This is a genomic window from Endozoicomonas sp. GU-1, assembly GCF_027366395.1.
GTDB lineage: Bacteria > Pseudomonadota > Gammaproteobacteria > Pseudomonadales > Endozoicomonadaceae > Endozoicomonas.
Genome location: NZ_CP114771.1, coordinates 1,382,289 through 1,403,519, shown reverse-complemented (window position 1 = coordinate 1,403,519; position 21,231 = coordinate 1,382,289). Strand labels below are relative to the sequence as shown.

16 protein-coding genes and 1 pseudogene are annotated in these 21,231 nt (G+C 50.0%); 12 read left to right on the top strand and 5 right to left on the bottom strand.

Annotation, left to right across the window (positions count from 1 at the left end; genetic code table 11):
- The first annotated feature begins 162 nt into the window (after nucleotides 1-162).
- The 3 genes from hemG (at nucleotide 163) to msrA (ending at nucleotide 3,218) form a co-directional block, all read left to right on the top strand.
- Nucleotides 163-954 (top strand): menaquinone-dependent protoporphyrinogen IX dehydrogenase, encoded by a 792-nt coding sequence (gene hemG / locus O3276_RS05755; RefSeq protein ID WP_269674782.1) that lies wholly within the window; start codon nucleotides 163-165, stop codon nucleotides 952-954.
- Nucleotides 955-1,724: 770 nt separating this feature from the next.
- The gene (locus O3276_RS05750) at nucleotides 1,725-2,525 is read left to right on the top strand and encodes a M23 family metallopeptidase (protein WP_269674781.1); all 801 of its coding nucleotides are present in this window, start codon (nucleotides 1,725-1,727) and stop codon (nucleotides 2,523-2,525) included.
- Nucleotides 2,526-2,576: 51 nt separating this feature from the next.
- The gene (gene msrA / locus O3276_RS05745) at nucleotides 2,577-3,218 is read left to right on the top strand and encodes a peptide-methionine (S)-S-oxide reductase MsrA (protein WP_269674780.1); all 642 of its coding nucleotides are present in this window, start codon (nucleotides 2,577-2,579) and stop codon (nucleotides 3,216-3,218) included.
- A gap of 274 nt (nucleotides 3,219-3,492) precedes the next feature.
- Here the strand turns inward: msrA and mnmC are convergent, their stop codons facing one another.
- A complete protein-coding gene (mnmC, locus tag O3276_RS05740; RefSeq protein WP_269674779.1) occupies nucleotides 3,493-5,505 on the bottom strand; it encodes a bifunctional tRNA (5-methylaminomethyl-2-thiouridine)(34)-methyltransferase MnmC2/FAD-dependent 5-carboxymethylaminomethyl-2-thiouridine(34) oxidoreductase MnmC1 in 2,013 nt (670 codons plus the stop codon).
- A gap of 347 nt (nucleotides 5,506-5,852) precedes the next feature.
- On the bottom strand, nucleotides 5,853-7,103 hold the full coding sequence (locus tag O3276_RS05735; protein ID WP_269674778.1) for a hypothetical protein: 1,251 nt from the start codon (nucleotides 7,101-7,103) through the stop codon (nucleotides 5,853-5,855).
- Nucleotides 7,104-7,364: 261 nt separating this feature from the next.
- On the opposite strand from O3276_RS05735, the gene O3276_RS05730 reads away from it, so the two are divergent.
- From O3276_RS05730 to O3276_RS05710, 5 genes and pseudogenes are all read left to right on the top strand, one after another.
- Nucleotides 7,365-8,309, top strand: a complete 945-nt coding sequence (locus O3276_RS05730) for a tRNA-dihydrouridine synthase (protein ID WP_269674777.1) — start codon at nucleotides 7,365-7,367, stop codon at nucleotides 8,307-8,309.
- Nucleotides 8,310-8,635: 326 nt separating this feature from the next.
- A complete protein-coding gene (locus tag O3276_RS05725; protein ID WP_269674776.1) occupies nucleotides 8,636-8,914 on the top strand; it encodes an OadG family protein in 279 nt (92 codons plus the stop codon).
- Nucleotides 8,915-8,934: 20 nt separating this feature from the next.
- Nucleotides 8,935-10,753, top strand: a pseudogene (gene oadA / locus O3276_RS05720) (sodium-extruding oxaloacetate decarboxylase subunit alpha).
- Nucleotides 10,754-10,832: 79 nt separating this feature from the next.
- Nucleotides 10,833-12,131 (top strand): sodium ion-translocating decarboxylase subunit beta, encoded by a 1,299-nt coding sequence (locus O3276_RS05715; RefSeq protein WP_269674775.1) that lies wholly within the window; start codon nucleotides 10,833-10,835, stop codon nucleotides 12,129-12,131.
- A 312-nt stretch (nucleotides 12,132-12,443) separates the two neighbouring features.
- The gene (locus O3276_RS05710; RefSeq protein ID WP_269674774.1) at nucleotides 12,444-12,902 is read left to right on the top strand and encodes a methylglyoxal synthase; all 459 of its coding nucleotides are present in this window, start codon (nucleotides 12,444-12,446) and stop codon (nucleotides 12,900-12,902) included.
- A gap of 156 nt (nucleotides 12,903-13,058) precedes the next feature.
- Here the strand turns inward: O3276_RS05710 and O3276_RS05705 are convergent, their stop codons facing one another.
- Nucleotides 13,059-13,517 carry a hypothetical protein gene (locus O3276_RS05705; RefSeq protein WP_269674773.1) on the bottom strand — a complete coding sequence of 153 codons (459 nt, stop codon included), beginning with the start codon at nucleotides 13,515-13,517 and terminating at the stop codon, nucleotides 13,059-13,061.
- 663 nt (nucleotides 13,518-14,180) lie between these two features.
- Here O3276_RS05705 and pflB point away from each other — a divergent pair.
- The 3 genes from pflB (at nucleotide 14,181) to O3276_RS05690 (ending at nucleotide 17,952) form a co-directional block, all read left to right on the top strand.
- Nucleotides 14,181-16,463: a formate C-acetyltransferase gene (pflB, locus tag O3276_RS05700; protein ID WP_269674772.1), complete on the top strand. Its 2,283-nt coding sequence runs from the start codon at nucleotides 14,181-14,183 to the stop codon at nucleotides 16,461-16,463.
- A 137-nt stretch (nucleotides 16,464-16,600) separates the two neighbouring features.
- Nucleotides 16,601-17,332 (top strand): pyruvate formate-lyase-activating protein, encoded by a 732-nt coding sequence (gene pflA / locus O3276_RS05695; protein WP_269674771.1) that lies wholly within the window; start codon nucleotides 16,601-16,603, stop codon nucleotides 17,330-17,332.
- A 77-nt stretch (nucleotides 17,333-17,409) separates the two neighbouring features.
- Complete coding sequence (locus O3276_RS05690) at nucleotides 17,410-17,952, top strand: hypothetical protein (protein ID WP_269674770.1); 543 nt, start codon at nucleotides 17,410-17,412, stop codon at nucleotides 17,950-17,952.
- A gap of 75 nt (nucleotides 17,953-18,027) precedes the next feature.
- On the opposite strand, the gene O3276_RS25435 is transcribed toward O3276_RS05690, so the two are convergent.
- Complete coding sequence (locus tag O3276_RS25435; protein WP_332328189.1) at nucleotides 18,028-18,603, bottom strand: IMP dehydrogenase; 576 nt, start codon at nucleotides 18,601-18,603, stop codon at nucleotides 18,028-18,030.
- Complete coding sequence (locus O3276_RS25430) at nucleotides 18,536-19,066, bottom strand: IMP dehydrogenase (RefSeq protein WP_332328188.1); 531 nt, start codon at nucleotides 19,064-19,066, stop codon at nucleotides 18,536-18,538. The genes O3276_RS25435 and O3276_RS25430 overlap by 68 nt, the downstream gene beginning before the upstream one ends.
- Nucleotides 19,067-19,798: 732 nt before the next feature.
- Here O3276_RS25430 and ltrA point away from each other — a divergent pair.
- Complete coding sequence (gene ltrA, locus O3276_RS05680) at nucleotides 19,799-21,184, top strand: group II intron reverse transcriptase/maturase (protein WP_269673230.1); 1,386 nt, start codon at nucleotides 19,799-19,801, stop codon at nucleotides 21,182-21,184.
- Nucleotides 21,185-21,231: the final 47 nt, after the last annotated feature.

The following is a 21,231-nucleotide window of genomic DNA, read 5'->3' as shown; positions in this document are numbered from 1 at the left end:
TTCTATCAATGACTCCCAAACTCCGTTCGTCCTGGACGGAGTTGCAGGGCGACCATCTGAACAACTATTCGCCGCTTTGTTGATCTGAGTTAACACTACCGACTTATAAGTTGGTTATTATCTACGCAAATATTGGTTTTATAATTACTCACGTATTTAGATATGTCCCGTATAGCGTTGTTGCACCAGGGGTGTGAAGGCCAGACCCGAAAAATTACCGAAAGAATCGGCTACTGCCTGGCCCAGGCTGGTCATGAGACGTTTGTCAGCTCTATTACTGATCTGAACGACGGCTTCTCACTTCAGTCTTATGATGGTGTTATTCTTGGTTGTTCGATTCGTTATGGCAAACACCATAAAGCGTGTTACCAGTTTATCAGGCAATACAGTGACCAGCTGGCAACCATTCCGGGTTACTTTTTTTCCGTCAATCTGACCGCCCGCAAGCCTGAACGACGGGATCCTCATAACAACCGTTACCTGCAGAAATTCCTGAAACAGATTTCATGGACTCCGGACCGGGTGGAAGTGTTCGCCGGTGCTTTGCTGTATACCCGATATCGCTGGATTGATCAGCAGATGATCCGCTTGATTATGAAACTGACCGGGGGGCCTGTTGATGTGACCAGGAATACCGAGTTTACCGATTGGATGCGGGTTAAGGCATTTGCCGAACAGTTAAACCGGGACTTTCAGAAAATAAGCCGCCCAATGGCGGCTGAAGCTTATGAAAGTAGCGTGATTGAAGAACCTTCAGTTCCCGGAATGATTAAATCCAAAATGATGTTCCTGAGGCTTTTATTCATTAAATTTGGACAATTCCTGACTGAGTTGCTGTGTGAGCCATGGCTTCTCCGGCAGTGGTGCATCCAGGCGGGGTGCATCCAGGGTTGCCGCATGATAGATGTCCCTGGGCAGATGAACCACGCTGAGAGCAAGAGCTATGGCAGCTGATGCCAGAGTGGCAACTGCGCCAATGCCCAGCCCGAGAACGGCACCGGTACGGATGCCCGCCTCTTTGCCAACATAGGCACCAGCGGCAACAATATAGGGGTTAAAAGAAAAAGTCAGCAAGTCTAATATCTGAGGAATCAGAGCCACAGTAAATCCTGCCGTAGCACCGACTGCCGCACCGGCACCCATGCCCGCAAACATGCCTGCGGAGCCACTGAACATCATGGCCGTTAAGATTCGGTTTCTGACCGCCTTGAATGGATAAACCAGCCGGTCTTTTAAACTTGGCTTTGCCCAAAAGTCAGTGCCCGACATACTTTTCTGGGTAACTAAAGTAGTTGATGGCTTTGTGGTCTTCCTGTGCCCGAAGCGCCCTCCGTCGATCATGTCAGTTTGGAATTTAGTCAGAAAAGGGATCTTATGTTCATTGCCAGTAGTAGCGGCAGTAGCAGTAGTAGTTCTAAACATAGATGCTCTCCATTATCCGTTGCTTCTTCAATACAATCCGATGTATTGGGCGGTTCAAGTTATGGGAGTAATGTACAACGAGCTGAGCCAAAAGTTCATAACACTGTGTTTAGTATTACTGACAATACTGCTGATTCTTATTTTTGCAATGGTAGATGTCATATAACTTGTTGATATTAATGCCTTATTTCTCTAAAAATAAGTTATTGCCATTTAAGGCTGTTTTGTTATGAGCCAATTTTGTTAAACATCATAATGTCGATAATGATTATCAGGCAGGATGATAAAAGGAGAACGTTTAAATGCATCTCGCTACAGGTTTTTTTCTTCTGGTGTTTTCTCTGATGGTCAGTGCAGACGGTCTGCAGAGCCAGTTGACACCCGGAGGTATTTTGGTCGGTCAGGCAGCACCGGGGAGTCGGATTGTTTATGACCATCAGGAGGTCAGAGTAGCGAAAGATGGGCGCTTTATTCTTGGCTTTGGTCGTGATGCAGAACTGAAGCAGTCCTATACAGAGCATTTTGCCAGTGGCGAACTGAAGACGTTTAATTTAATCCTTAAGCCACGGAAATATGATATTCAGCGGTTGACCGGAATTGCCAGAAAATATGTATCACCGGATGAGCGGGTGCTATCCCGCATCCGCAGAGAAGCTCAACAGGTGCGTGCAGCCAGAGTACCTGATACCGATCAGGCGGATTTTTTTAACGGCTTTGACTGGCCGGTAAAAGGTCGCATCAGTGGCGTCTATGGCAGCCAGCGCGTGTATAACGGTCAACCGGGGCGGCCACACTACGGCCTGGATATCGCCGTACCCACAGGCACACCGGTAGTGGCACCGGCTGATGGGGTTGTGCGGCTGGTGGACCCGGACCTCTACTATTCCGGCGGCACCATCATTATTGATCATGGCCACGGTATTTTTTCCAGCTTTCTCCATCTCAGCAAAGTCTCTGTGAAAAGTGGGGCGGCGATCAAACGAGGGCAGACTATCGGTGAAGTGGGTGCCACTGGCCGGGTTACCGGTGCCCATCTTGACTGGCGCTATAACTGGTTTGATAAGCGACTTGACCCTGCTTTGTTGACCGTTGGGGATCAGTAAATCCAACAGACCCTGCGGTATGTTATGATCCCTGCCAGGGAGGACATAATCATGACATTCTTTGGCAAAGACCCTGATAAACAGCAACTTCCAACTGAAGAAAAAGCCCTGCCGGGCAGGGAAGACGTGATGCCGGTCCCGGCCCGGCATTATGTCAATGGACAGCCATTGAGGCCGCCATTTCCCGATGGCTTGCAGACCATCTACCTGGGGCTTGGCTGTTTCTGGGGAGCAGAGCGATTGTTCTGGCAACTGCCCGGTGTTTATACAACGGCGGTTGGCTATGCAGGTGGTTACACACCCAATCCTACTTATGAAGAAGTCTGCACTGGGGCAACCGGGCATACAGAAATGGTGATGGTGGTTTACGATCCTGAAAAGATAACGACACAGGCTTTATTAGCATGTTTCTGGGAATCCCATGACCCAACCCAGGGAATGAGGCAGGGTAACGACGTGGGAACTCAGTATCGTTCAGCCATTTATACCACCACGGATGAACAGGCCGGATTGGCTGAAAGCTCAAGGAGTGAATTCTCAACGTCTTTGCAACAGCAGGGCTATCCGGAGATTACCACAGAAATCCGTGAGGCTCCGCCGTTTTACTACGCAGAAGAATACCATCAGCAATATCTGGCCAAGAATCCCGGCGGTTACTGTGGTCTGAAAGGTACGGGTGTTTGTCTTGGTTAACTACTTAAGTAGCCACTAAAGATTTTCACCCAGACAAAAAAACGGGCAACCAAGAGAAAGATCAGGTTGCCCGGACGCAGTTTGCTGAATGGATTGAAACAGGAGCTTCATGAACAGGTAACCATGTGTTACCTAATCCATGCCTAATAAGATAGACAGCCGTTGTTGATTCCTCTCTGCGTATTGCTACCTGTTTTTTTGCGATTTTTACCTAGATTATTGGTCGAGGAAAGACGGCAGTCTTGCTTCTATTGTAACTCCCGGCATAAGCCTCCTATATTTTATTTCTGATCAGATCCCTGATCAGGAAGCGGGAGGGGTGAATGGCTTCCAGCAGTTTTGCAGGCATTGATAGGCCGACAGTACTATCGGGCTCACCGGTGATCATAGTGGCCAGAATTTCACCGGCAACAGGGCAGGAGATTATTCCCCTGGAACCGTGTCCGGCGGTTACGTAAAGGCCTTTCAGATATTCAGGACAGACGTCAATGGTCAACTTGCTGTTTTTTCTGAGGGGAGCATAAGCGGCAACAAAGTGCTTAAGGTCAACGATGGGACCCACCACGGGCAGGTAATCCGGTGTTGTGCAGCGGAACCCTGTGCGTCCCCCGGTCACTTGTGCATCAGTTCCACCGAGTGCCTGATACATGGCAGGGAAATACCCGGCCTGCATGGCCAGGTTTTCCAGGTGGTCGGCTTCTCGAACTTCTGTACCTTTGTCGTTAAAACTGAACGTTGCGCCCAGGGTGTGATAGCCATCAACAGCGGGTGCTATATAGCCTTCTCCGCAGACACAGGAGGCCAGCTTGTCACTTTCGGTGGTTGCCCTGGCCTGAGTAATCTGGCCACGAATGGCTTTAAGAGGCAGGTAGTTAAACTGTGACAACTGATGACTGGCCGCTCCCCGGGCAATGATCACGGTTTTACTGTGCAACCTGTCGCCATCGGTTTTCACCAGCCAGCCCTGCTCAACGGGTTCGATCGTATTCACCGCCGTGCTGGTCACCACCCGAATGTTTGGGTGATCGGCCAAAGCCTGACAGAGTGCGGGTGGGTGCACCCAGCCTGCCTGTGGAAAGTAGAGGCCGGGGTAGTGAATACTCAATCCGGCGATATCGCTCAGTTGCGCTTCCGTCAGGTATTGCAGCAGAGCATTCGGATGTTGTTTATCCAGGGCCTGGTATCGTTGATCCGTTTTGGCATCAATGGCTAACTGGATAACACCGCACTGCTGCCACTGTTCAACCTCCAGTGCTTTTAGCGTATCCAGGGTGAATTGATAACCTTTAAGGATGAACTGGCTGAGCGGCGTGTTGTCGGCAGAAAGTTTGGCATAGAGAACACCCTGCGGATTACCCGATGCTTCGCTGGCCAGGGCCTGGTGTTGTTCCAGAATGGTGACCTGCCATCCCCGACGGGCCAGCGCCCATGCAGCGCTGCAGCCCGCCAGACCGCCACCGACGACGATGGCTGTTTTTTCCGGGTTGCTGTGGCCAGCGGGCGCAAACCAGGGTTTGCTCACAGGCAGACCCGGGGGGACAAAGCGGCCGGCAATCATATCCCGCTTGCGGCCAAAGCCCGGTTGTTTGGTCACTGAGAAGCCTGCCTCCGTCAGCCCGTCCCGAACCAGTCTGGCCGCAGTGAAGGTGGCGTAGGTTGATTGCTCATGGCTTTTGGCTTTCAGGGTCTGGAACAGTTTGGGTTGCCACATATCCGGATTTTTGGCCGGGGCAAAGCCATCGAGAAACCAGGCGTCAACCTTCTCGTTGATATGAGGCAATGTGTCCAGCACATCACCAATCAAAATATGAAGACGGATGTGTTTGCCTGATGCGCGGTCGGAAAATTGCAGGTCGATATTTTCCTCACTCAATTGATAGGCGCTGATCATTCTGTTGGCCAGAGGTGTCAGCTCCTCAAACACATTGAGTGCTTTTTGCAGGTCATCCTGCTGGAGTGGATATTTCTCCGTGCTGATAAAGACCAGAGACGTGTTATCAGGGGCTTTTTCCAGAAAGAGCTGCCAGGCACAGAGGAAGTTCAGACCAGTGCCAAAGCCTGTTTCGCCAATGGTGAACGTGGTACCGGGTACCAGTTGACGAAACCGCCCGGGGAGATGATTATGTTCCAGGAACACATGGCGTGTTTCGGCAATACCCGAGGCCCGGGAAAAGTAGACATCATTAAACCGGGTGGAGATTGGCAGGCCATTTTCCCACTGGATATCAGCAGTGATGGTGTGATTCGGATGGTTTGGTGGATGATTGGACACGGCTTTCTGTTTCAATATTCAATATCAGGCGAAAAGCTGCAAGCATAGTCAGTGCCGACTATCGGGTAAAGAACCATGAGCAAGGAGGCTGACCGAGAATAGCGCCCGTAGCGAGGATGGCAGAAAATTGAGGATAAAAATTCGGTTTTGTGAGGTGAATAGCGGGGCTATTTGCCGAACAAAAGCGGATTTTTAGACCAATTTGCTGCCACCGCAGTAGGGCAGTCTATTCTCGGTCAGCCTCCAAGGAGACTGCCCGAGAACAGTCTCGCAGTGCAAGAACGTACTGCGCATCATCGCTTCAATAATAGTATTGGCAGTGGTGCTCAAGGTTCTTTCTGACCATGTGAAATATAATGGCGTCACGTTTTTTCAAAAAACTTGTTTAGACTTTGTTTTATCGCCGTATTATTACCACAGCAGTCTTTCAGGAATGTGCTGAGGCTATCTTTCATGGTCTTGCTGCCCTGCCCATTGCCGTGCTCCCCGGCAACCTGGTCTCGAAAGCAGTCTATTAATTTCAGCAGAGTTCGCGCATTCCGATCCCTGAAGGGCTCCAGCTTGTTATTAAAGAAATTTTTCGGTTCAAGCTCTGATTTGCCTGTTTTGCCGAAAACTATCTTCATGGCCTGCTCCAGAGGGTCCCTGATAAAAGCGGGCCTGTTTCGGCTTCGTGTTTGACCTAATGCCTCTATTAAACCGCGCAGATCGATAGAGAAATCACGAGAATAGTCACTAAGTCTGCGATGATAACGTTTCGCGATAGTAGTACCGGGAATATCGTCGTAACGCAGTCCGGAAAACTTCAGATGGCCAGTGGCAGGCTGCTGAAGAACCATATCGTTCTTTAAGCCTGACTGGTTTTCGGTGATAAATTGTTTAATTTTTTTTCCAGCGTCTGCCCTGCCGGATTTCTCGATACCAGATAATAACTTTTCGAAAAAGGTCTTTCTGACCCATGCAGGCAATAAATGTTGACAGTCTGTTGAAGCGTTATCCGACCTGGAGATATCGACATAGCTTTGCTGGATTGACTCCGGAGGTTCGAGAATGAACTTTTGCTCGAGGAAGTGCAGGCACAGCACGACGGTCAGTTCACTGATTCTGGGATATGAGTTATTAGCAACAAGAACACGGTATTCATCAAGGTATAGCTGGCGTATTTTTTGACCCAGTTCCCGGAGTTTTTGATTACTGTTGCTTTCCAGTGACGACATGTCGATAACTTCGTGGAATATTTTCCAGCATGGGGCCTTTGGAGGCGACATTGGTACGAAATAGCTTAATGTATCAGCCAGTTCAGAAAAGTTGGTATCGTAGGCCTGGTTCAGGCTGATCAAGCAACGCTCAAAGGTTGCAGGGAGGTCATCGCCTGAATCCAAGCCTGTCCCCGGGTTATTGGCAATTGAAGTACAAACGGGAGGAAGGCGTGAGTCATCGGGGCCAACCGGGTCGATCAACGAATGAGTGGGCTGCGGTGATGAGGAACCGACACCGGCGTAGACACTACGCCCTGAGAATCCTGTGACGACAGGAGGTTTCTGGGTTTCTGGCTGTTGTCGGCGTGGCTCAACGTTTTGGCGACCTGATAGGTGTTTGATAGTGGTATCCATAACTAACTCTGATTTGTATTTATTTTAAGCTGCTGGCATCGATAAGCAGCGGTGCATAATGCGAATCATTGCGGCTTGTTTGACCACAGCAAAATATATTGGTTCCCACAGTACCTGACTCCGGCATACGCCATAACGATAATTCCATTGGCCAACGACTTATCTTGCCAGGTGAAGTCAGCGTTATCTGTGAGTGCTCCTTATTTTATTATCAGGCCTGCTGACGGTAGAATTGGCGCTTTTTCACTCAAGAGGCATGCCATGCGGTTGATACTGGCGCCGATGGAAGGCGTTATGGATCACGATATGCGGGATCTGCTCACCGGCATCAATACCTTCGATCTCTGTGTTACCGAGTTTGTCCGGGTAACAGATACGCTGTTACCGAGCCGGGTCTTTTATCGTACTTGTCCGGAGTTGTTGCAGGGGGCAAAAACTTCGAATGGTACACCTGTTCGTTTACAGCTGCTGGGCAGTCACCCGGAATATATGGCACTGAATGCCCAGCGTGCAGTGAAACTTGGCTCGCCCGGAGTGGACATTAACTTCGGCTGTCCGTCAAAAACGGTCAATAAAAACCGGGGTGGGGCAATTTTGCTGCGGGAGCCTGATCAGCTGTTCAATATTGTCAAGGCCGTTCGGGAAGCTGTACCGGCAGAGCTGCCGGTGACGGCCAAAATTCGCCTGGGTTATGAAGACAAGTCATTATTTCTGGAAAACGCCCGTGCTATTGAACAGGCAGGCGCCTCGGAACTGGCGGTGCATGCCCGGACAAAGGCGGAGGGCTATCGGCCTCCGGCTCACTGGGAATACATTGGCAAAATTCGGGAAAACCTGGGGATTCCGGTGATTGCCAATGGCGAGATCTGGAATCATGAAGATGCCAGACGCTGTATGGACGCTTCCGGCTGCACTGACCTGATGGTCGGGCGGCCTTCGCTGGTAACGCCGAATATCACTACCATGATTCGCGAATCCGTCAAGCCCATGAGCTGGTCTTCAGTGTTGCAGCTGATTCTGCAATTAAGCGACAGAGATCGTCAAAATGGCAAATGGCAATACCATCCTTCCCGTCTGAAGCAGTGGCTCAATTATCTGCGTAAAGCGTATCCGCAAGCCCAGAATCTGTTTGAGCGCATCCGCTCCCTCCGTGACGCTGATGCTATTGTGGAAATCCTCTGCTCTGACCTGGCAAGAGCGGCATAATAACCGACGGCCAATTTTATCGGTTGGCCAGCTTTTATTGATTTACGTCGGTGAATTTTTTTCCGGACTGAGGCAACCTTCCTTTTGCACGATGCTGTCGAAGGTGGTCCGGAGCTTTTGCTTATATAAACAACATAGTCCGGATGACTGATTGCTTATTACACACTGTTCAGTAGTATACTGACGCAGCCAGGTAAAGGCGTAAGACAGCCATAAGCCATGAACCTGTTCATGGAAATAATAATCAACAATGGTTCCGGCAGGGCAGAACTGCCCGAGGGGATTGACCGGACCTGCAAGTCTGAAAAAAACAAAGGACTTACTTGATGAATCCATCGGACCTTATTTCAGAAGGTTCCAGCCTGATGCTCTTTGGAATGGGTTTTGTGTTCCTGTTTCTGACGCTATTGGTGCTGGTAACCAGCCTGATGTCAACAATCATCGACCGGTATTTTCAGGAACCGGTGCCATCTGCTGTAGCCAATCCCATTTTAGTGAATAGCCAGTCATCGTCATCCGATGATCAGGGTGAACTGATTGCTGTTATCAGTGCAGCCATTCAAATGCACAGAACAAAAAAAGCTCAAGCAGAAAAACGCCAATAACCGGGGGATAAAGAAGGGTTATGTCTGACGTACAAAAGCCATTAGCCAATAAAAAGCCGCTGGGTATTACCGATGTGGTGTTGAGGGATGCCCATCAGTCACTGTTTGCTACCCGTCTTCGCATTGAAGATATGTTGCCGATCGCAGAACAGCTGGATCAGATCGGCTACTGGTCTCTGGAAACCTGGGGTGGTGCCACCTTTGATGCCTGTATCCGCTTCCTGGGAGAAGACCCCTGGGAGCGGTTGCGCGAGCTGAAAAAAGCCATGCCCGGGACCCCTCAGCAGATGCTGTTAAGGGGGCAGAATCTGCTGGGATACCGTCACTATGCTGATGATGTCGTGGATAAATTTGTTGAGCGTGCTGTTGCCAATGGTATGGATGTGTTCCGGGTATTTGATGCCATGAACGATCCCCGTAACCTGATGCAGGCAATCAAAGCGGTGAAGAAGCAGGGTGCTCATGCCCAGGGGACGATCTCTTACACCACCAGTCCTGTTCATACCATGGATAGCTGGGTCTCTCTGGCCAAAGAGATCGAGGATCTGGGTGCGGATTCTCTGTGCATTAAGGACATGTCCGGCATTATTACGCCGACTGACGTGTATGAGCTGGTGTCCAGATTAAAGCGAGAAACGGACCTGGAAATTCAGCTGCACTGCCATGCCACCTCCGGCCTTTCTTCCATGTCCCTGCTCAAGGCCGTTGAAGCCGGTGTTGATCGTGTTGATACGGCCATCTCTTCCATGTCGATGACCTATGGACATTCGCCAACTGAGGCAATCGTTGCGGCATTGCAGGGGACTGAGCGTGATACCGGGCTTGATCTGCACAAGTTGGAAGAAGTAGCCGCTTACTTCCGGGTGGTCCGAAAAAAATACGCGAAGTTTGAAGGTCAACTCCGTGGCGTTGACTCCAGAATCCTTATTGCCCAGGTACCCGGTGGCATGCTGACCAATATGGAAAGTCAGCTGAAAGAGCAGGGGGCCAGTGATAAGTTTGATGAAGTGCTGCAGGAGATTCCAAGAGTTCGTGAAGACCTGGGGATGATTCCACTGGTCACGCCCACTTCCCAGATTGTTGGCACCCAGGCGGTTCTCAATGTACTGACCGGTGAGCGGTATAAAACCATCTCCAAAGAGACCCGGGGGATTTTGAAAGGTGAGTACGGTGCTGCACCGGCACCGTTTAATCAAAGTCTTCAGGACAGAAGTGTTGGAGGGTAAGATAGCGATTACCTGTCGTCCGGCAGATCTGCTTGATGCTGAATTTGAGGAACTGACAGCTGAACTCCATGGTCTGGCCAAAGAGAAAGATATCAAACTGGCGGATCAGACCGTGGATGATGTGCTGACCTACGCCCTGTTCCCGCAGGTTGGTCTGAAGTTCCTGCAGAATCGCGGTAACTCTGATGCTTTCGAACCTGCTCCCGGGACCGAACCGGAAGTGAAGCCTGCTGCCCAGGCAACTTCCGTGGCCCCTCCAACGGAGGATTCTGTTTATACCGTTCGCGTTAATGGCAATGCCTATACCGTTCAGGTTTCAGAGGGTGGTGATGTTTCCATGCTGGCTCCGGTTTCAGCGCCGACTGCCCAACCTGAAACGACAACCACATCAGCCTCTGAAGGTGAGCCAATGCCCGCACCACTGGCCGGTAATATCTGGAAGGTGAATGTCATACCGGGGCAGCATATTCAGGAAGGTGATGTGTTACTTATTCTCGAAGCCATGAAAATGGAAACGGAAGTTCGTGCCCCGCGTTCCGGACAGGTGACGTCGGTTGATGTGCGTGAAGGTGACAGTGTAGCGGTGGGTGATACCCTGCTTGCCCTGGCTTAATAAAAAGCGTTGGGGAGGCCTCTTACTGAGGTCTCCTTCAAGAGCTCTTATAAAGAAATGTCTGGTCGAGAAATATGCCATGGAAAAGCTATTAACGCTCTGGGAGGGCTCCGGGTTATACAACCTTACCGCCGGAGAGTTCGTTATGATTCTGGTGGGCTTTGGGTTGCTGTATCTGGCCATCCGCAAGCAATTTGAGCCTCTGCTGCTGGTACCTATTGGTTTTGGTGGCATTCTGGCCAATATTCCCCAGGCCGGTCTGGCGTTTTCCGCCATTGAACAGGCGCTTCATATAGCTAACCCTGCACTGATGCAGGCGGTTGCCGAAGCGCTGGGCAGTGCGTCGGCTGCCCCGGATCAACTTTATGCTTTATACCATGAGGCGAATTCGGCAACCCGGACTGTAGTGAGTCACATTATTGCTGATGCAGGGTACACGAACGGTGTCCTTTATCAGTTTTACAGTGTGGCTATTGGCAGCGGTGTTGCTCCTTTGGTGATCTTTATGGGGGTGGGGGCCATGACGGATTTTGGCCCGTTGCTGGCTAACCCGAAAACCCTGTTTCTGGGGGCTGCCGCTCAGTTTGGTATTTTTGCCACAGTGTTTGGCGCTATTGTATTGAGCTCTATGGGGCTGATGAATTTCAGCCTGGCGGATGCCGCTGCTATCGGGATTATTGGTGGTGCGGATGGTCCTACTGCGATCTATGTATCCAGCGTACTTGCTCCCCACCTGCTGGGTGCCATTGCGGTGGCTGCTTACTCTTATATGGCTCTGGTTCCGCTGATTCAGCCGCCGATTATGAAAGCGCTGACCACGGCAGAGGAACGCAGGATTGTCATGACACAGCTGCGGTCAGTGAGCAAGACAGAAAAAATCGTTTTCCCGATCTTACTGCTGGTGCTGGTGGCCCTGTTATTACCCGATGCGGCTCCACTGCTGGGGATGTTCTGTTTTGGTAACCTGATGAAAGAGTGTGGTGTGGTTGAGCGCCTGTCGGATACAGCGCAAAATGCGCTGATCAATATCACCACCATTTTCCTCGGGCTGTCGGTTGGTTCAAAACTGAGTGCTGACAAGTTTCTGCAAATGGAAACCCTGGGGATTCTGGCGTTGGGGATTGTGGCATTCTGTATCGGTACCGCCAGCGGTGTCCTGATGGCAAAACTGATGAATCGGGTGTCGTCTACCAAGGTGAACCCGTTGATTGGTTCAGCCGGGGTGTCAGCGGTACCCATGGCGGCCAGGGTCTCCAACAAAATGGGGCTTGAGGCCAATCCCCAGAACTTCCTGCTGATGCATGCCATGGGCCCCAACGTAGCCGGTGTTATTGGCTCAGCAGTAGCAGCGGGGGTGATGATTAAGTACCTGTCATGAATTTTTTCTGAAGATTATTACATGGTTTCAATGAGTTTGACGGGTTGTCGTGTCTCCGTACTGCGTTCGTCCTGAGCCTGTCGAAGGACCCATAGGGCCTAAAGGCGGAAGCTCCGGACTCTGATAGATCGTGCCAAGCACCCTTCGACTCCGCTCAGGGTGAACGGAGATTGTACACGTCAAACTCATTGAAACCATGTACTAGAACAATGCGATGATTTCGAGAGAAGTCATCGCATTTTTTTTTATTCAGTGAGAATATAGCGCTTTCCATTTTTATATTTTTTCGCAGAAAAAATAGAGAATTACTTTATGATTTATAAAGAATACAGCGTCTCATCCAAGAAGCGCATTGCCCTGGTCGCTCATGATAATAAGAAAGGGGAATTGGTGCAGTGGAGTCTGCGCCATAAGGAAAAGCTGCAGGGTCATGATCTTTTTGCCACGGGTACCACAGGAAGTCTGCTGGAAAAAGAACTGTCTATGCCGGTCACAAAATTTATCAGTGGTCCGCTGGGTGGAGACCAGCAGATTGGCGCATTGATTTCTGAATGCAAACTGGACCTGCTGGTATTTTTCTGGGACCCGTTTGAGCCAATGCCCCATGATCCGGATGTTAAGGCATTGTTACGGATTGCAGCGGTGTGGAATATCCCGGTTGCCTGTAACCAGAGCTCGGCGGATTACATATTCTCGTCAGACTTGCTTGGACAATCTCATAACCGGCATATTCCGGATTATGACAGCTATCTACAGCAAAGAACGCTTTGATTTTATGGGTTCAAAAAAAGCACAAAGGCCTTGAAATAAGGGCCTTTGGCGAAAATAATCCGGGAAAGTAATGACTGGGTTCCGCTAGACAAGCTCCGCTGAATAAGCCTGGCTGGTAGTGTCAGTATTCAAAAACAATCAATATAAAACGGGTATTCAATACTCAGAGTTGTCGTTGCCGTCTCTGCTCATTGAGCCAATACCGAAGCCTGAAGGCCCGTACTGGCGGCGCTTTTTGTAGGTTACCTTGGGCTCGGCGCTGCTATGGCGGTCTTCAGGCGCAGCAGGTCTGCAGCTCATAGTGCCGCTGATGGCGCTGTTGTTACCAACGCTGTTACCACTGCGATAGCTTTGACCACCGGACGAAAACCTGCGGACAGGCTGCTTGGTAACCGATGGCTGAAAAACGGAAACAGGCGTCTGTTCATACAGGTCTCTTTCTGAGTCCCGCTCAGACAGCAGTTCACTGTTCTGGACAGAACCTTCCTGCATATTCAGGCGCATACGATATGGGTGACCGTAACCTCTACGGCGACGTGGCTTGTGGTCTTTTGGCTCAGGTGGCTTCAGGCCGGTGAACTGTTCGTAAATGGTTGTGTAAATATATTTGCTCATAACTACCTCCTGTTCATCCTCTCCCAGAAACGGATAAAATGTCTTTATTTGGTTGACGATGTTAGACAAACCCATTTTCGGTATGAATAGGTAACACTACTTAAAACTCTCTGAATAAACGGCAACAAACGTTAACAGTATAATGTTAGTGTCGTTAATTATTTTGAAAAACGAAACGAAATAGAATTAACAGAAACAAAGACTAGCATTCATAAAAATGGATCGTTGCTTGATTTCATAATTTTTTTGAATTTTGGACTATTGGTAATAACTAATTTTTGCTAATCAAGGGATAGTTAATAAAATATAAGAGGATATCCTTTTTTGTTAATTCCTGTGGAAATCTGTTTATGTATTTTTATAACCAGTAGGTATTAACACTGATGGCGGAGTTGTCGTATATACGTTAATTTGACTGAAATTATTTCTTATTCACCGGGTTGGCCGGCTTTACACCTGCGGTATGACCACATAAATGTGATGATTTTTGTGATGATGTGTTATCGCAATATCTGCGTCCCCGCAAGACAGGCAAACGATACGCCGACAATGATTTACTTTCATTGATGCAGATCAAGTTGGTGTCACCGCCAATCGATGCAGTCTGACTGACCCGGAACAGCATTCCCAAAGAATTCTCCAACCTATCAGGAGCCTCTTAGTATGACTGTAACCACCAGCGAACTGCCAGCAGCATGGGAAGGATTCACTTCCGGCGACTGGTCCGAAAGCATCAACGTTCGTGACTTTATCCAGAAAAACTACACCCCTTACGAGGGTGACAGTTCCTTCCTGGCCGGTTCCACTGAAGCAACAGACAAACTGTGGGCTGATGTTATGGAAGGCATCAGGGAAGAGAACCGCACTCACGCCCCCCTGGATTTCGATACCGATCTGCCATCCACTATTACTTCTCACGACGCTGGCTACATCAATAAAGATCTGGAAACCATTGTTGGTCTGCAGACTGATAAGCCGCTGAAGCGTGGCATCATCGCCAACGGTGGCATCCGTATGGTTGAAACTTCCTGTGAAGTTTATGGCCGTAAACTGGATGACATGGTTAACAAGATCTTCACTGAATATCGTAAGACGCACAATTCCGGTGTTTTCGATGTTTATACTGCTGACATTCGCAACTGTCGTAAGTCAGGTGTGATCACCGGTCTGCCGGATTCCTACGGCCGTGGACGTATTATCGGTGACTACCGTCGAATCGCTCTGTACGGTATTGACCGACTGATTGTTGATAAGAAGGCCCAGCACAAGTCTCTGGATGCAGCGCTGACTGCCGGTGAAAATCTTGAGCGTACTATCCAGCTGCGTGAAGAGATCATGGAGCAGATCAAGGCGCTGATGCAGATCAAGGAGATGGGGGCCAAATACGGTTGCGATCTCGGTAACCCTGCTGCCTCTGCCCGTGAAGCGGTTCAGTGGACGTACTTTGGTTACCTGGCTGCGGTTAAGTCCCAGAATGGTGCGGCCATGTCTCTGGGACGTACGGCTACTTTCCTGGATATCTATATCCAGCGTGACCTGGAAGCAGGCAAAATCACTGAAACGGACGCCCAGGAACTGATCGATCACTACGTAATGAAGTTGCGTATGGTTCGCTTCCTGCGTACCCCTGAATACGATCAGCTGTTCTCTGGCGACCCGATCTGGGCCACTGAGGCTATCGGCGGTATGGGCCTTGATGGTCGTACACTGGTTACCAAAAACTCTTTCCGTCTCTTGAACACCATGTACACCATGGGACCATCACCAGAGCCAAATATTACGGTGTTGTGGTCTGAGCAGCTGCCGGTGTCTTTCAAAGAGTATTGCGCCAAAGTATCCATCGATACCAGCTCTATCCAGTACGAAAATGATGATCTGATGCGTACTGATATGAACAGCGATGATTACGCCATCGCCTGCTGTGTGTCGCCAATGGTTGTTGGCAAGCAGATGCAGTTCTTCGGTGCCCGCGCCAACCTGGGTAAAACGCTGCTGTACGCCATCAATGGCGGTGTGGACGAGAAGCTGAAAATTCAGATTGGTCCGAAAACTGACAAGATCACGTCGGAATACCTGGATTACGACGATGTCTATGCACGTTTTGATACGCTCATGGATTGGCTGGCCAGTCAGTATGTGGCTGCCCTGAACTGTATTCATTACATGCACGACAAGTACTCTTACGAGGCTTCTCTGATGGCCCTGCATGACCGTGATGTTATTCGCACCATGGCCTGTGGTATTGCCGGATTGTCCGTTGCTGCTGACTCTCTGTCGGCCATTAAATACGCCAAAGTCAAGCCGGTGCGTGATGAAGACGGCATTGCTATCGACTTCGAAATTGAAGGTGATTTTCCGAAGTTTGGTAATAACGAAGAGCGTGTCGATACGATTGCCTGTGAACTGGTTGAAACGTTCATGAAGAAAGTCGCTTCTCACACGATGTATCGCGATGCGATTCCAACCCAGTCCGTTCTGACCATTACCTCTAACGTGGTATACGGTAAGAAGACCGGTACTACGCCAGACGGACGTCGTGCAGGCCAGCCATTTGGTCCGGGTGCCAACCCAATGCATGGTCGTGATACCAGCGGTGCAGTTGCTTCCCTGAGCTCTGTTGCCAAGCTGCCATTTGCCTATGCGAAGGATGGTATTTCTTACACCTTCTCTATCGTGCCAAAGGCGCTGGGCAAGGACGAAGCAAGCCAAAGCAGGAATCTGGTGGGTCTGATGGATGGCTACTTCCATCACGAGGAAAATCGCGAGGGCGGTCAGCACCTTAACGTCAACGTCATGAACCGTGAAATGCTGGAAGATGCCATGGAGAACCCTGAGAAGTATCCTTCTCTGACCATTCGTGTCTCCGGTTATGCGGTACGTTTCAACTCGCTGACACCAGAGCAGCAGCGTGACGTTATCACCCGTACCTTTACTAGCTCGCTGTAACAGTAAACGCTAGAATTTAACTTTTAAAAAGGCCAGCTCTGCTGGCCTTTTTTGCTTATGGTATTCAGGGTTTTTGTAAAAGAAAGACAGTGGTCTTTTTTTTTACAGAGACTCGTTGGGTAAATAGGAGAGTCGCCATGTCCCTCGGACGTGTCCATTCCATGGACTCATTTGGCACGGTAGACGGACCGGGTATCCGTTTCATTGTGTTTATGCAGGGCTGTCACATGCGCTGCCGGTACTGTCACAACCGGGATACCTGGGATCTGCGCGATGGCGGTGAGGTGCTCAGTCATGAGGAAGTTCTGGACAAAATCCTCAAGGTAAAGGGCTTTCTGACCGGTGGTGTTACGGTCACTGGTGGCGAGCCGCTGCTGCAGGCTGAATTTGTTGCCGACCTGTTCAAGGCGCTTAAAGCGCACGGTATTCATACTTGCCTGGATACCAATGGGTTTGCCAAACAAATCACGCCGGATATTGAACGTCTGCTGTCCTACACCGACCTGGTGCTTCTGGATATCAAGCACATGGATGAAGAGATGCATCAAAAGCTGACCTATGTCACCGGCCGATACACCCGTAATTTTGCCATGTATTTACAGGAGCTGAGAAAGCCAACCTGGATCCGCTACGTGGTGGTGGAAGGGTTTACCGTTGATCCGCTGTATGCCGCCATGCTGGCAGATATGGTGGAAAAAATGGATTGTGTTGAGAAGGTGGAAATCCTGCCTTATCACAGCCTCGGCGTGCATAAGTGGGATGCCTTCAGTGAAAGCTACGAGCTGGAAACGGTGCGCCCGCCATCCACTGAACAGCTGGATGCGATCAAGGCGGAGTTTGATCAGCGGGGAATTGCTGCGGCTTATTGATGAACTTTTTGTTGGTTTGGTTGGTCCAACGATCATGCATTTTGATTTTCGTATTTTGCCGATGAAGGTGTGTTGATATGTTGCAGCCGTTAGATGCCAGCCCTCCCAGGTTAGTCTCTTATCCTGTTGGTGGGGCACTTAATGCTGAGTCATTAGCTGATGAGCCTCCTTTGACCCCGGTTTTGAGCAACTGGGGTAGGAAGGTTGAGAATCAAAGTGACAAATCTCTGCCTAATATTCTTTCTCCAGCCTGTGACGAGGCTATGAAGAAGCCAGCTTTGCCTTTATCGAGGAGGTTGCATAACTTCCCTGACCTTAACTGTAGTGGCAGTCATGCACATACCTATGGAGGAGAGGTTTGTGACCAGGCTGTTAATTTTAATATGGAGCGGCGGGAGCAGAGTCCTGAAATCATTGTTGATAATAAATCCTTGGAAGATAGTTCCACCTGTCATTGTTGTCATTGGGGCGGGTTTAATTGTTTTCCTGCACCAATGACAATGAATCGAGAGCCAGAAGCGCAATCACCAGGTAATTCTTCTGATGACTGTTGCGGAGATTGTGGAGATTGCGGAGATTGCGGAGATTGTGGAGATTGCGGTGGTTGCGTGATTATGTGATTGATTCGACCCCAAAGAGCACGGAGTTCACAAAGTATGAGGAAATCTTCTGTGCTCTCCGTGGTTGATCGGGGATTAGTTAAAAATACGGTTTTCCTGTTCCTGAACCCGGATAAACGTGGTTCGCTTGGACAGTTCTTTCAGTTGAGCGGCACCTACGTAGGTGCAGGTTGAGCGTACGCCTCCGAGGATGTCCTGAACGGTTTCAAGGATCGGACCACGGTAAGGTACTTTTACGGTTTTGCCTTCCGAGGCGCGGTAGTTGGCAACGCCGCCAGCGTGCTGATCCATGGCGGTGGTGGAACTCATGCCGTAGAACAGGCGGAATTGCCGACCATCTTCTTCTACCATTTCGCCGCCGGACTCATCGTGACCGGCAAACATACCGCCGATCATGACAAAATCAGCGCCGCCACCAAATGCCTTGGACACGTCACCGGCACAGGTGCAGCCACCGTCGGAAATCACCTGACCACCAACGCCATGGGCCGCATCGGCACATTCAATAACAGCGGACAGCTGTGGATAGCCGACACCGGTTTTAACGCGGGTGGTACAGACGGAGCCCGGTCCGATACCCACTTTAACGATGTCGGCACCTTTCAGGATCAGCTTCTTCCACCATTTCTCCGGTAACCACGTTACCGGCAATAATCACCTTGTTGGGGTGACGCTGGCGAACACGGGCAACGAACTGGACAAAATGCTCTGAGTAACCGTTGGCTACATCGATACAGATAAAGCGGAGTTTGTCGTTCAGGGACAGGATTTCAGACATTTTGTCGAAATCGTTTTCGGAGGTGCCGCTGCTGACCATGATATGGTTTTCAATGCCTTCAGGGGCTTTGTCGAGGAAGGTCTGCCACTCTTCGACGGTGTAATGCTTGTGAACCGCCGTCAGCATTTTGTGTTCAGCCAGGGCGAGAGCCATGGCGAAAGTGCCGACGGTGTCCATGTTGGCAGCAATGACGGGTACGCCGGTCCATTCCTGGTCAGTGTGAACAAATCGGAAGGTGCGCTCCAGGCTTACCTGTGAACGGCTTTTCAGGGTGGAACGCTTTGGGCGGAACAAAACGTCTTTGAAACCCAGCTTGATATCAGCTTCTACACGCATAGTAACTTTTAATCGCCATCTTGCAGTGCCCTGGCATGCTGATCCGGGGATCATGCAGCAGCACTGGCAACTACGTTGGTTTGGGGAAGTTGGATGTACAAGCGGCCGGACAGCCTGGATAATCAGGGGAGACCCATCTTCGGATAAGCGAAGAGTGCGCCGGACCCAACATCTTTTTTAAGGACGAAAAAAATGGGCGTGTTTGACGCTTATACGGCTGAAGTATACCTAGGCGGTTATTGAAATGGAAGCAAGGTGGTGTTTTTGACATGCTTAGTGTGCCGAGATAAATCGGCAAGATGTTAAGGGTGAAAGTCCCTGTGGGGTAAGACTGGCGGGTCGCCCCAGCCTCGAGTCATGCGCCGTATATCGTAAGGTATCCGGTGAAGCGTTGACAGGGGAGCCTGTAGGCTAAGTATTGAGCTGCGAAATCCAATAATCCGAGGTGCTGATGTTGTTAAGCGATGCAGAAAGCAATATTGCAGGTTGCACTACACCGCAAGTGACCTGTGGGCCTCGCGCAGTCGGAGACCTTGTGCATGCAGGTACGCATCTTGTGCGGAACTCGGGAGATCCTGCTGGTTTCTCCTGTTTAGCCATAGGAGACGCAGTAGGGAAGGTTAATAGCCATACGCCTATTGTCGTCGGCAGGAAGTCGGACAAGCCCATAGTACCTGAGAAGCGCCGAACAAAGCAGAGAGATCTGTGGCGGAGGTTGTGGAGGAAAGGGGTTTGACCAAGAGGAATATCCAACAGGATGTCCGTGACCCGACTCAGCGCGGGAATAGCACTATGTCCAATCTGTTGGGTATACGTCAGGCTGCGGCAAAGGATCGTCGTTTACAGTTCACGGCCTTGTTTCACCATATTACACCTTATCTGTTGAAAGACTGTTTCTTTCAATTGAAACGGAGGTCGGCAGCGGGGGTAGATGGTGTTACATGGCAAACCTATCAGCGGGATTTGGATAACCGGCTGGCATCCTTGCACGAACGATTACATAAAGGAAGCTATCGCCCCCGAGCGGCCAGAAGGATAATGATTCCGAAGGCTGACGGTGGTGAGCGTCCGATCAGTGTATTCTGTCTGGAAGATAAGATAGTCCAGCAGGCAGTAGTCAAGGTATTGGAGGGGATTTACGAGAATGATTTCCGTGGTTTTTCTTACGGTTACCGACCTTTGAAAAGCCAACATGATGCATTGGATGCTCTGACGGTGGGAATCAAACGTAATCCGGTGAACTGGGTGCTGGATCTGGATATTCGGAAATTCTTCGAACAGGTCGAACATGAGTGGCTGATCATGTTTTTAGAGCATCGGGTGAGGGACAAGCGCATTATCCGCTTGATAAGACAGTGGATACAAGTAGGGCACTACGACGGGGATGGTCGTCGTGTTCGAAGCGTAAGAGGGATGCCACAGGGATCGGTGATATCGCCGCTATTATCAAATATTTATTTGCACTACGTGTTTGACCTTTGGGTTGACCAATGGCGAAAGCGGGAAGCCTCTGGACGAATGATTGTGGTTCGCTTTGCGGATGACAGTGTGCTGGGCTTTCAGCGTGAGCATGATGCAAAGGTCTTCCTGAGTGAGCTTGGTAAAAGACTTGGGCAGTTTGGTTTGTCCTTGCATGAGGATAAAACCCGATTGATACGCTTTGGTCGCTTTGCCAAAGTTGACTTGAAGAAAAGGGAGCAGGGAAAGCCGGAGACGTTTACGTTTCTTGGATTTACTCATATCTGCGGTATTAGTCGAAGCAGTGGAAACTTCAACATTGTCAGACGAACCAGCAAAGAGCGAATGCGAGCGACATTGAGCAAGATCAAAGACTATCTCCTGAAACACAGGCATGACCCCGTGCCGGAGCAGTTGAAGTGGTTGAGACGTGTACTGCAAGGTCACATGAACTACTTTTCGGTGCCTGGCAATGGACTGAGAATCAATGCCTTCAGGACAGCAGTGCAAAAGATTTGGTACAAAGCCTTGAAGCGGCGCAGCCAGAGAAGCAGACTGAACTGGAAGAAGTTTGGTGCCTTCATCAACACTGTGTTGCCCAAAGTAAAAGTTCTTCATCCATGGCCGGAGCAACGGTTTGACGTTAAATACTCGAGGTAGGAGCCGTATGCGCTAGCAGTGCAAGTACGGATCTGCGCAGGGGGTGG